At 44.4% G+C, this 12,071-nt stretch carries 11 protein-coding genes; 8 read left to right on the top strand and 3 right to left on the bottom strand.

Features of this window, described 5'->3' with window-relative positions; all coding sequences use genetic code 11:
• Window positions 1–98: 98 nt before the first annotated feature.
• The 4 genes from ACFQ21_RS17935 to ACFQ21_RS17920 all read left to right on the top strand — a co-directional run bounded on the left by ACFQ21_RS17935 (window position 99) and on the right by ACFQ21_RS17920 (window position 3,479).
• Window positions 99–1,481 (top strand): serine hydrolase domain-containing protein, encoded by a 1,383-nt coding sequence (locus tag ACFQ21_RS17935; protein WP_377580665.1) that lies wholly within the window; start codon window positions 99–101, stop codon window positions 1,479–1,481.
• Window positions 1,482–1,565: 84 nt separating this feature from the next.
• On the top strand, window positions 1,566–2,237 hold the full coding sequence (locus tag ACFQ21_RS17930; RefSeq protein WP_377580663.1) for a hypothetical protein: 672 nt from the start codon (window positions 1,566–1,568) through the stop codon (window positions 2,235–2,237).
• A 90-nt stretch (window positions 2,238–2,327) separates the two neighbouring features.
• Window positions 2,328–2,861 (top strand): hypothetical protein, encoded by a 534-nt coding sequence (locus tag ACFQ21_RS17925; RefSeq protein ID WP_377580661.1) that lies wholly within the window; start codon window positions 2,328–2,330, stop codon window positions 2,859–2,861.
• A 60-nt stretch (window positions 2,862–2,921) separates the two neighbouring features.
• Entirely contained in the window at window positions 2,922–3,479 is a 558-nt protein-coding gene (locus tag ACFQ21_RS17920; protein ID WP_377580659.1) for a hypothetical protein, read from the top strand.
• 3 nt (window positions 3,480–3,482) lie between these two features.
• Here the strand turns inward: ACFQ21_RS17920 and ACFQ21_RS17915 are convergent, their stop codons facing one another.
• Window positions 3,483–4,472: a Gfo/Idh/MocA family protein gene (locus ACFQ21_RS17915; protein ID WP_377580657.1), complete on the bottom strand. Its 990-nt coding sequence runs from the start codon at window positions 4,470–4,472 to the stop codon at window positions 3,483–3,485.
• Window positions 4,473–4,521: 49 nt separating this feature from the next.
• Between ACFQ21_RS17915 and ACFQ21_RS17910 the strand changes: the two genes are divergently transcribed.
• From ACFQ21_RS17910 to ACFQ21_RS17900, 3 genes are all read left to right on the top strand, one after another.
• Window positions 4,522–5,241: a tRNA1(Val) (adenine(37)-N6)-methyltransferase gene (locus ACFQ21_RS17910; RefSeq protein WP_377580655.1), complete on the top strand. Its 720-nt coding sequence runs from the start codon at window positions 4,522–4,524 to the stop codon at window positions 5,239–5,241.
• A 105-nt stretch (window positions 5,242–5,346) separates the two neighbouring features.
• Window positions 5,347–5,922, top strand: a complete 576-nt coding sequence (locus ACFQ21_RS17905) for a YceI family protein (RefSeq protein ID WP_377580653.1) — start codon at window positions 5,347–5,349, stop codon at window positions 5,920–5,922.
• Window positions 5,923–5,961: 39 nt separating this feature from the next.
• Window positions 5,962–6,408: a MarR family winged helix-turn-helix transcriptional regulator gene (locus ACFQ21_RS17900; protein ID WP_377580652.1), complete on the top strand. Its 447-nt coding sequence runs from the start codon at window positions 5,962–5,964 to the stop codon at window positions 6,406–6,408.
• Here the strand turns inward: ACFQ21_RS17900 and ACFQ21_RS17895 are convergent, their stop codons facing one another.
• Both ACFQ21_RS17895 and ACFQ21_RS17890 read right to left on the bottom strand, forming a co-directional pair.
• Complete coding sequence (locus ACFQ21_RS17895; RefSeq protein WP_377580651.1) at window positions 6,409–8,130, bottom strand: M3 family oligoendopeptidase; 1,722 nt, start codon at window positions 8,128–8,130, stop codon at window positions 6,409–6,411.
• Between the two features lie 62 nt (window positions 8,131–8,192).
• Window positions 8,193–10,673 (bottom strand): glycoside hydrolase family 95 protein, encoded by a 2,481-nt coding sequence (locus ACFQ21_RS17890; protein WP_377580650.1) that lies wholly within the window; start codon window positions 10,671–10,673, stop codon window positions 8,193–8,195.
• A 133-nt stretch (window positions 10,674–10,806) separates the two neighbouring features.
• Here ACFQ21_RS17890 and ACFQ21_RS17885 point away from each other — a divergent pair, with 133 nt between their 5' ends.
• Entirely contained in the window at window positions 10,807–11,835 is a 1,029-nt protein-coding gene (locus ACFQ21_RS17885) for a bile acid:sodium symporter family protein (protein ID WP_377580649.1), read from the top strand.
• Window positions 11,836–12,071 lie beyond the last annotated feature (236 nt).

The following is a 12,071-nucleotide window of genomic DNA, read 5'->3' as shown; positions in this document are numbered from 1 at the left end:
CGTCTTTAATTTTTTATCAAGAATACTAGATTTAGACCGAAACACATGAGGTGATTTCAAAAGGTATAGTAGCTTTGTTAACGTTGTAACTATTGCACATGAAAAAATTCTTCCGGTACCTCGGTATCAGCTTGCTGGTTATCATCATCCTGGCAGTCTCCTATATATTAATTTTCTTTCCCCCGATCATGACAGGCATGGCGGCTAAAACCATGTGCTCGTGCGTGTATGTTACCGGGCGCACACCGGAGAGTGTCGTCCACGAAGAGTTCCAGGTATTTCCCGGTATGCCTTCCCTGCCTTATACCGTAGATCGTAACGATTCTTCTGTCTCGGTATCGATGTTATGGAAGACGAGTAAGGCTATATATCGTGAGCGGTTAGGATGCACGCTTATCGCGGAACAGGATGTTGATGTTGTGAGAAGTCAGGCAATCGTGCGGCCTCCTGTGCCAACGCTTAACCAGGATTCACTCGCGTGGCCGATGGGTAATGCTATACAAGACACAACGTTTAGCGGCGTTGATTACGCGAAAGTAAAAGAGACTGTACAAGCTGCCTTTAATGATGTTGATCCCGAGAACCCTATATATACCCACGGTGTTGTGGTTGTCTATGACGGACATATCCTGGCCGAGCAGTATGCTGACGGATATACCTATACCAGCCGCATGATGGGTTGGTCGATGACAAAGAGCATAACCAACGCACTCATCGGTATACTGGTAAAAGAAGACAAACTGAACGTTGAAGAACCTGCGTCTGTACCCGAATGGAAAAATGACGAGCGCAGTAAAATCACACTGAACAATTTACTCCAGGCCAGCAGCGGACTCGACTGGTCTGAATCATACTTCTCTCCTACCGGATCATTCCACCAGATGTTTATCAAGAGCGATGATAAAGCTGCGTTTGCCGCCTCTCAAAAACTGAAACATGAGCCCGGCACACACTTTCAATATTCCAGCGGAACAACGAATATACTTTCGCGCATGATCCGGCAAACTGTTGGTGATCGTGATTACTATCAGTTTCCTTATAAAGAGCTCTTTCATAAAATCGGTATGAACACCGCGATTATAGAGCCGGACGCATCGGGTACATTTGTAGCCAGTTCGTACTCCTTTGCTTCCGCCCGCGACTGGGCACGTTTCGGTATGCTATATCTGAATGATGGTACATGGAATGGCGAACGTATACTGCCTCAAGGTTGGGTGAAGTATTCAACGACACCTGCCCCAGCGGCTCCTATGCGTCAGTACGGAGCGCAGATCTGGTTGAATCTTGGAGCCATTGATAACCCGACATTGGTAGAATATCCAGGCTTACCCAACGAAGCTATAGTATTCGATGGCTTCGAGCGGAATTTCGTTGTGATTGTTCCTTCGAAGAAACTTGTGGTGGTGCGTCTTGGCGTAACGCATAATAAAAATTTCAGTCTGGCTAATTTGGTGAACGGGGTGATTGAGGCGCTTCCGTGATTTCAGTAAATTGGTACAGCAATACCTATATAGACAATTTGAAGTTGGCATATATTAGACAATCACGTTATACTCATTCTAAAAATGAAAAATTTACTTCTACCATTATTATTACTCGGCTTGCTGACCGACTGCACGTACCGACCAAAAGAAAAACGACTGACCAAGTTCAAAAATGAACACAGCCAGATTCTTGAATCATTCTACAAGAAGACGAATGATACCATTGAGTTTAAAAGAATTCTCACGGATGGGGCAACTTCAAAAATTCAATCAGGTTATATTTTTCTTGATGATAATACTTTAACACATCAAAAGTTCAGTTCCGTTCAACAACTAACCAATGCCAATATTTTCGACTCGCTGAAAACTCAGTTTAAAGCCGATGGGTTTGCTGAAAAATTATTTGATGACAGAGATGTGATGTTTGTACAGATTGTCCCTGATTCAGCTATGGATGAAGAGGATGCTTCGGGATTCATAAACCTACGACACAATATCGAAGAGGAAATTGACGCAAGACTCAAAACCAACAATCTCGGAGAATGGTTTGCCGGTGACATGGGTGCAGGTGCAAATATGCTTTTCTTTGTTGACGACTGGACCCCAGCAATGGAAATAGTAATGGAAGTTTTAAGAGAAGAAAACCTCCTGGACCATGTACTGATTACAAAACGAATCGCGACAGCAAAAAATGAGTGGAACTACGAAATTGTATACCCAACAGAATACGAGGGTATTTTTAACGAGATATAGTTAAGTCGAATGCCCACCATGGCCTTGTTGTTGCGCCTGTTGGTTCGTTGAATATATATAAACCTTGTGTGTATTAGATTACTGACACCGATGAAAGCATTTATCATTAAATACAAGTATACTATCATCTATTGGTTAGTCGTTACCAGTATACTTCTAATCTTTGCCCCCATGCAACGGGCTGATTACCTGGAAGCCGACATCCATAAATTCAAAGATGAATACTTTATATCAGCTTTATTTTGGATTTGGGGTGTTATCTGTGTGCTATGGCTTATTATGTTATGCATAAACACGAAATCAATTAAAACCTCATTTGTATCATTATTATATGTTTCATTTATCACGGCATGTCTTCTTTTTATATTCAAAGATGTACTTCTGGGTGGTATACTATTCATTAACAAATTATACAAACGAGACAGTACCCAAAAAAAATACACGGTAATTCAAGTTACTAGAGAAGAACAAAGCGGCCTTTTCCTTTTTGATCTGGAAAACCAGGCCGCAGCTTCTGATGATAAACTGAGAGAAAAATTATATCGTCCTGAACTTAAGCCTCAAGACACCTTAACACTACCGGTTGATATCGGACTTTTAGGAATTACATTCCCTCATGAATAGTTAACCAATATTTCAAAGATAGAACACCGTTCAAAGATGTGAGTTAAATCAACCGACAGTATGCTAAAGCTTCCCCAAATTATACGAATCCATTTTATCCTGCTCGTTATATTAATTTTTAATTATGTACTTGTACAAGTAACAGGATTCGGACTTAATATTTATCTGATCGATCTACTGAAGAGTATCCTTTACCTGACAGGAATTGTTCTATTCTTTATGAATCTCAGACCATTTAAGATAATGGCGACATACTATTCTCTCTACGTACTGACCCCAACAGTTTGGGTCATATTCTATTTTACGCAGAGTGTATTATTTGGCGTTTTGTCTTATGTATTATTAACACCCGTTATGCCTATCCTGCCGGATTACAATGACGGTAACATAAAGGTTTATTCTGACTCCAAAGGTTTTCTTGTGCCATGCTGCCGCTATCATGTTTCACAAGACAAGCTATATGTATTCGAACAGATTAAAGGGAGAGTACATATTCCGGATGGAGTTGATTTTGAAAAAGCCAGGATTATATTGAAGAATGATTCTGCGCTCATTTATGCTGACACAGTTTACAGAACAGTAATGCTACCGTACACCGAGGAGACTCAGGATAACTAACCATCAATCCACACTATATTTAACCCCGACAATCCTCCTCACACGATCAAGCGTCTCCATCAACTCCAGCGTATCCTGGTGCGTCATCACCGGACTTTCGGTGAGTCCGTTACGAAGGCATTCACCTACATGGCGCGCTTCGAATTGATAGCCGTAACCTTCTTCGCGATGTACTTCTACAGGTGTTGGAGCATCTTTACCCATGGCTACCTCCAATATACCTATAGCGTTATGAAAACGGTTCTTCATCAGTATACGTCCTTCGCTACCGGCAATTACCGCCTCCACAGGTGTATGTGCCTGTAGTGTTGATGATAGCGCTGCTATAGCACCGTTGGAAAATTTCATCAGCATGCCGCACTGTTCATCTACACCGGTTACACCTTGGGTGATGGTGGCCTGTATATCTGTCGGTTTACCTAACAATGATTGCGCTAAAAATACAGGATATATACCGATGTCCAATAGCGAGCCTCCGCCCAGTGCAGGATCGATCAACCGTTGAGGCATCGGCTCTCCGGGATTAAAACCAAAGTCTGCCTGTATCCAGCGTATAGGTCCGAGTATACCGGATCGTATAATCTCTGTTACCTTTTTATACTGCGGTAGAAATTTAGTCCAGAAGGCTTCCATGATAAATATCTTTTGCTTTCGCGCCAGGTCGATCATCTCGGCAGTTTGTCTGCTATTAAGTGCAAATGCTTTTTCGCATAGCACGGCTTTACCATGTTTCAGGCAAAGCAACGCATGCTCGTGATGCATGCCGTGCGGTGTAGCGATATAGATCACATCTACTTCGCTGTCATTCACCAGTGCTTCGTATGTAGTATGAAACCGAGCGGCTTTATATTGTTCGGCAAACGCGCGGGCTTTCGCTTCATCGCGCGAAGCAACAGCAGTCAGCGTAGCATCTTCAACCAGTTTCAGATCATTGGCAAATTTGTTCGCGATCTTTCCGCAGCCCAGAATTCCCCACCGGATTATTTGAGACATATATTTACCTGTAAATTTGTTGTTCGTGGTAAATTAAGAATATTGGCGCATGGCAAAAAGCGGTACGCATTTTCACTTCAAACAATTCTCGGTAGCACATGATCGATGCACAATGAAAGTAGGCACCGATGGTGTTCTGCTCGGAGCCTGGGCTGCTATCGGCAATGCCAAAACTATTCTTGACATCGGCACAGGTTCCGGTGTTATCGCGTTGATGCTCGCACAGCGTACACCACCCGATGCGCTTATCCATGCCGTTGAACTCGAACAAAACGATGCACAGCAGGCGCATGAAAATGTAGCGCACTCACCGTGGTCTGATAAAGTAAAGATATTTCCTTCAGCCATTCAGCAATTTGCCGGTGAAGCCCGCTATGATCTCATCGTATCAAACCCGCCTTACTTCATCAACAGCCAGGAACCTCCGGATAAAAGGCGACTGCAAACCCGGCATACCGTGATGCTGAGCTTTGCAGAATTACTGGGCGCTGTAACGCGTCTGCTCAAACCGGACGGAACGTTCCAGGTTATACTGCCCTATACCGAGGGCCTGCAGTTTATTGAACTGGCTTCGCAACACGGTTTACATTGCACCCGCCAATGGAGTTTTCGCACACGTGCCACCAAACCCATTGAACGCTGGCTGCTTGCATTTTCCCGTATACCGGCCACTGACCGCGACACTGGTGAAGTTCTCTTATACAGCCATAATACCGTGTGGGATGATTCATACACAAACCTGACGCGCGATTTTTACCTGAATATGTAGCCGGCACAGGGCCCGATTTTTTTTCTTTATCTTACCATACTGTTTCATCGTTTAAGACAAAACAGTATCCGTTTTCATTTATATACGTACTATAGAAGACCCTCTATGAGAAGTATACATATTTTACTGGCCCTGCTGGTATTGCCGGCAGTTGCTTTGGCACAAACCGTGTGGACGATCGACAAACCTCACACGCGCATTGGCTTTAGTGTGGCGCACATGGTTGTTTCTGAAACCGAAGGTAATTTTACAGACTTTGATGGAAAAGTAACGAGCAAGGCTGCCGACTTCAACGGGGCCAACGTGGAATTCACTGCGCGCAGCGCCTCGGTGTATACCGGTGATGAAAAACGTGACATGCATTTAAAGGGCGATGAGTTCTTCGATGCAGAGAAATTCCCCGAGATAAAATTTAAAGGCGACCTGGTAAAAGAAGGAACGCACTATATGCTGAAGGGCAACCTCACCTTGCGCGATGTTACCCAGCCCGTAACATTTCAGGTAGTATATGGCGGCACCGTAAAAGCATTCGGCACCGAAAAGGCAGGCTTCAAACTAAGTGGTAAAATTAACCGGCAGGATTATGGTTTGAAGTGGAGCAAAACAGTTGAGTCTGGCGGACTCGTGGTTGGCAATGAAGTAACTATCAACTGTAAAATTGAGTTAAACAAAACGCAGTAACGCAAAAGGCATTCTTCAAAAAAGTAAATCAGCAGTACTATGAAAATCGAGGAAGAAATCAGTCAACCCAAATTCCGTAATGCGATGCAACGCGCGATTATCAACGTGATCTTTACATCGCACTGGATCGTAGATCGATACCAGAATTTTTTCAAACCGTATGGAATTACCCTGCAGCAGTTTAATATACTGCGCATCCTGAAAGGACAGTATCCGAATGGTATATCAGGCACTACCATTAAAGCCCGTATGATGGACAAAAATTCGGATGTATCGCGTCTGCTCGACCGGCTTGAACTGAAGAACCTGATCGAAAAAAGACCCAGTCCGCAAGACAAGCGTGCGACCAATATATTTATATCACAAAGCGGCCTGGATATGCTGGCCGAACTCGATACCCGACAGGAAGAGTTCGATGCTATACTCGCACTTTCAGATGAAGATGCTGCCCTGCTGAGTGAGTTGCTCGATAAAGCAAGGAGCTGACTATATCTTCGCCAGCTCTGCTTTTACAAAGTCCATCAGCTCTTTTATATAGGCTTTGCTGAAATCAAATTTTATACCGGCCGCCTTGTATATCTCCGGTATAGAACGCAGGTAGCCAAGCTTCAATGCATTCTGATATCCCTGCAGGCCTTTCACCGGATCATTCCGGAAATTTCTCCATACAGCAATTGCCCCAAGTTGTGCCATACCATATTCGATGTAGTAGAATGGCACTTCAAAGAGGTGTAGCTGTTTTTGCCACAGGTAATCTTTCGCTTCTTCCAGGCCATTCCAGTCGGTAATGGTGTCGGCAAACTGATCGAATATTTTATTCCACTCACGCTTGCGATCGGCAGTGGAGTGATTTGCATTTTCGTATAGCCAATGCTGATACTTATCAATGGTAGCAACCCACGGCAGTGTCTCAATCAGGTCTTCGAGGTGATCGCGTTTCGCGCGCTTCAATTCTTCCGGGTTAGTAAAGAATACATCCCAGTGATCCATCGAGATCAATTCCATAGACATGGAAGCAAGTTCCGCTACTTCCGATGGTGTTGACTTGAAGTCATTCAACTCAAGATCGCGCGTCAAAAAGTTATGAATAGCATGTCCTCCTTCGTGCATGATCGTTACCATATCGCGCAATGTTGATGTAGCATTCATAAAAATGAACGGCACACCAATCTCCGACAATGGATAATTATAACCACCCGGTGCTTTACCTTTTCGCGATTCTAGATCAAGATGTCCCATCTCTTTCATGATAGAGAGGCATTGCCCTAAGAACGGATCAAGTCGCTTGAATACCTCGATTGTTTTTTCCGTCAGCTCCCGTCCGTTGGTAAATGGTTTTAATGCAGCACGTCCTTCCGGATCAACCGCTTTGTCCCACGGACGTAGCGTATCAACCTTCATGGCATTTTGACGCTCGCGAGCAAAGTCGTTTAACAACGGCACCACTTCACCTTGTATAGCATTGTGAAAGTTGAAGCAGTCCTGCGGAGTATAGTCAAATCGTCCAAGCGACTTGAACATATAGTCTCTGAAGTTCGCGAAGCCTGCATTTACCGATACCTGGTGACGCAACGTTATCAACTTTGAGAACAACGCATCGAGTGTATCTTTATCCTGTAACCTGCGGCTGTTAATCTTTCTATATACTTCTTCACGTTTCTTACGATCGGTATCCATCAACACAACCGAAGCCTGTTGAAGCGTAACTTCTTTTCCCTCCCACTCGATCGTCATGGCACCGGACAACTGTGCATACTTTTGTGCTTCGGTGCTGATCTCGGTATATAGTGGTACGTTCTCTTCGCGAAAAATTTCGATCTCTTTTTTCAATGTACGGATCATGATATCATACCCTTCTTCCTTCGCGAGTGTATCGAGGTACGATGATGCAGCCGCTTTCTTGTTCAGTTGGTCTGCCACAGGTGCAACCTGCGGCTGAATGTTCTGAATGAAATCCTGGTAAGCTTTGTTATAGTCTTCGTTCTCCGTATAGCACGTCATGCGGATATAGCGCCACGCGAGATCTTCCGATATCACCGACTCCAGTTCACTGCGATCGCGGAACCATTGTTTGAGATCGCCTTGTGAATTCAGGTTACGGTCCAGCAAAGCATCAAAATAAGGTTTTAATGCTTCCCAGGTTGTAACCGTAAATGATTCGGGTAAAAAATTACGTTGTGGTCGTGTGGGTATTGATATCGCTGTCATGGTTGTCTCAATTCGTTTTGATAAAATAGTAAATCAAAAATACGGAAAGAAAATTCCCGTTTCTAGAACGGAATAAAGGTATACACCGTACCAGCTTCTGTTGCAACATCATACAGAAGACTTGCCTGCAATTCTATTTTGCCAAGTTGTGCTTGCGCCTGTGGCGACACAATCGGAGTTTTTACACTTTCTACAGCATAGAAAGGATTGACATTCTCTCCGGTTGCTTCCTTCAGGGTAAAATTACCATTGGCCTTTAAAGGTTGATGCACGCGAATTCTGCAAACACCACCGAGCTTTGAGCGCACTTTTAAACTGGTGATTTGCTTCTCTTTCCATACAATGTCCACTTCAAAACCACCGCGCGCCACAAGGCCCTTCACTTCACCATCCCTCCATTCATCAGGCAATGCCGGCAGTATATGCAATGCACCATCGTGCGACTGCACAAACATTTCTGCTATACCGGAAGTACATCCATAGTTACCATCGATCTGGAACGGAGGATGCGCATCGAACAAGTTCGGATATGTACCACCACCACCGGGATTGGTACCGACCGGTTTAAGCTGATCAGTAATCAGTTTGAAAGCATGATTACCATCTTGCAGACGCGCCCAGAAATTTACTTTCCAGCCCATCGACCATCCGGTAGAAACATCTCCGCGTTGTATCAATGTATTTTTAGCCGCACGGAATAATTCAGGATTTCTATACGGTGATATCTGGTTGCTTGGATAAAGTCCGTAGAGGTGTGACACGTGACGATGCTTGTCTTCCGGATTGTCCCAATCGTGAAGCCACTCCTGCAGCTGACCGTGCTTACCGATCTGCATCGGTGCTAGCTTCGAGCGAATCTCCCTCAGTGAATCAGCAAAAGCTTTATCAACCTTGAGTATATCTGCTGCTTTTATAGTACGACCAAACAGATCGAAGAGTAACTGATTATCCATTGTAGCACCAGCCGTGATCGATGCCTCTTGTGTACTGCTATAGTGATACGTATTCTCCGGTGATACGGAAGGACTCACAATCAACCAATGGTGTTCTTTATCTTCCTGCAGCACATCGGCAAAGAAACGACTCGCGCCTTTTAACACGTGGTAATATTGCTCCAGGAAATCAGCATCACCGGTAAACATATAGTGTTCCCACAGATGCTGCGATAACCATGCACCGCCCATCGGCCACATACCCCATGAATGTGCACCATCCACCGGATCGGTTACACGCCACAGGTCTGTATTATGGTGACATACCCAGCCGCGTGCGCCATACGTTTTGGTGGCACTTTCCTGCCCGGTATGCGAAAGATCATCGAGCATCTTGAACAACGGATCATGCAGTTCGCTGAGGTTGGTTACTTCCGCTGGCCAGTAGTTCATCTCGGTGTTAATGTTGATGGTATATTTACTGTCCCACGGAGGCATCATGTGGTGATTCCATATACCTTGCAATGTCGTAGGTTGTCCACCGGGTTGTGAACCGCATATCAGCAGGTAACGTCCATATTGAAAATATAGCGCTGCCATATGTGGGTCATTAGACGTTGCAAATGCAGCGAGTCGCTGATCGGTTGTTTTCTGTACCGATGCCGTAGTGCCCAGGTTCAGTGTTACGCGGTTAAAATATTTTTTATAGAAGTTCTTGTGGTCCGTTAACGCGTTTACATATTTCTTGCGCAGAGCAGGTTGCAAATACTGGGAGGCACGTGCGTGTTCATCTGCACTGATGTCGTGGTAGTTTTTAAAGTTCGTGGCGATGGATATATATACCGTGGCTGAGTTGGCTTTGGTAAGGACGATACCCGATGTATCAACGGTAACTTTACCACCCTCGTTCAACACATGAAACTGTCCTTCAAATTCAACAGCACCTTTTACACCTTCGTGATCGCTGGTAACACCGGTTAACAGCAGTGTATTCTTCTCGTAACTCACGGCATGCTTCTGCGGACTCTTCAATGAAAGTTTGCACGTAATGCTTCCAGGTTTATCGGCTGTAAGGCGAACTATAATTACCTGGTCGGTAAAGGAAGCAAACACTTCACGCTTATATTTTACACCATCCGCACGATACGATACCGTAGCTACGGCATCCTCAATGTTCAGATCGCGGTAGTACTCGGATATATTTTTATAAGGAGCGAACTCCATGAACAAACTGCCGGCCGGTTGATACGGCATACCTTCGTTCAGTGATTTTACATTCTTATCGGCCAGTGCCTGTGCTTCGGCATATTTACCCTCGGCCAGTAACTGGCGTATCTGTGGTATATATTGCCCTATAGCCGGGTTGATGTTGTTGTTAGGACCGCCCGCCCATATTGTACCTTCATTTAACTGCAGCTCTTCTTTTTGAGGATTACCGTAGAGCATGGTGCCCAAACGTCCGTTACCAAGTGGCAATGCCTCCTCCCACTTAACAGCAGGTTTATCATACCAAAGTTTGAGGGAAGTATCTTGCTGTGCAACAGCCGGCAGGCACACCAACATGCTTACCATCAGCACAACACTATACCAGGCGTAATCATTTTTTTTCATAAAGGGAAGAATATTAACTATAAATTATTACAAAATCCGGGTAACTCGGGCCGTGAAGATAAAACAGACCGGCAAACTTTTCTTTTATCGGTGTGATTTTTGAAAAATATTTTCTTCGCTATTTATTGCGTTCATGAACGATCACGAGATAAAAAACGAAACGTCCTTACGATTCAATCCGCTGCGACTGCTACAACGATTCGGACTTGATGGTTTTGTGCTGGCACTGCTGGGTATGATTCTGCTGGCATACCTGTGGCCACAAGGCGGCATAACAGAAGGAACATTCTCGTTATCATCGCTCGCGAATTATGGTGTCTCACTCATTTTCTTTTTCTACGGCTTACGCCTGAGCAAACAAAAACTGCAGCAAGGACTTGGTAACTGGAAGCTTCACATACTCGTGCAGGCCAGTACATTTATACTCTTTCCGTTACTTGTTTTTCCGTTGCAGATGTTGGTGCCCGATGAACAATGGCACGTGTTGTGGATCGGTACTTTTTTCCTGGCCAGTTTACCATCAACGGTATCATCATCGGTAGTGATGGTGTCGATGGCAGAAGGAAATATACCGGCTGCTATATTTAATGCCAGTATATCCAGCATCATCGGTGTGTTTATTACTCCGTTGTGGATGGAACTTATACTCTCAGGCTCATCACAAAATATAGAGCTCGGTAGTATTATGGGGAAACTTGTATTGCAGGTATTGCTGCCGGTAGTAGTAGGGATTTTACTGAACCCGAAGTGGGGACATATCGCAGAGAAGTATAAAAAACAGCTGAAGTATTTTGATCAGACCATCATTCTTATTATTGTATATACTGCCTTCTGCGAATCGTTCGAAAAAAAGATGTTCGACAACCTCACGCTGCCCGAGTTACTATTACTCGGTGTTGCCATGCTCCTGCTATTTTTTATTGTATACGGAATAACAAACATGCTCTGCAGTATACTTCACTTCAATCGAAAAGACAGAATTACCGTTGTTTTCTGTGGATCAAAAAAATCCCTTGTCCACGGCACCGTCATGTCGCGCGTACTCTTCACCAACAACACCGCGACTGGATTACTGCTCCTTCCACTCATGATGTACCACGCGCTGCAACTTATCGTAGTGAGCATTATTGCAAAACGAGCAACTCGTAGTAAGGCAACGTAATCTGTTGGGAGCTGCTGGCTGCGAGCTTGTGAACGGTGATGTGAATGGAAACAGGTATTAACTATGAAGAATACAATTAGCTGCTGACTCCTAGCTTTCCATTGCGGGCCCTGTGAGCGGTAATATGAATGAGGAACGGCTACTAACTACAAATAATACAATTAGCTTCAAGTTGTTGCTGGAAAATTTCAGGTCTCGCTATATAGCTAGAAGCTCGCAGCTATTTAGCTATATTG

This window comes from Ohtaekwangia kribbensis (assembly GCF_042676245.1).
Classification (GTDB): Bacteria; Bacteroidota; Bacteroidia; order Cytophagales; family Cyclobacteriaceae; genus Ohtaekwangia; species Ohtaekwangia kribbensis.
The sequence above is the reverse complement of the archived record's forward strand: the minus strand, read 5'-3'. Positions and strand labels throughout refer to the sequence as shown.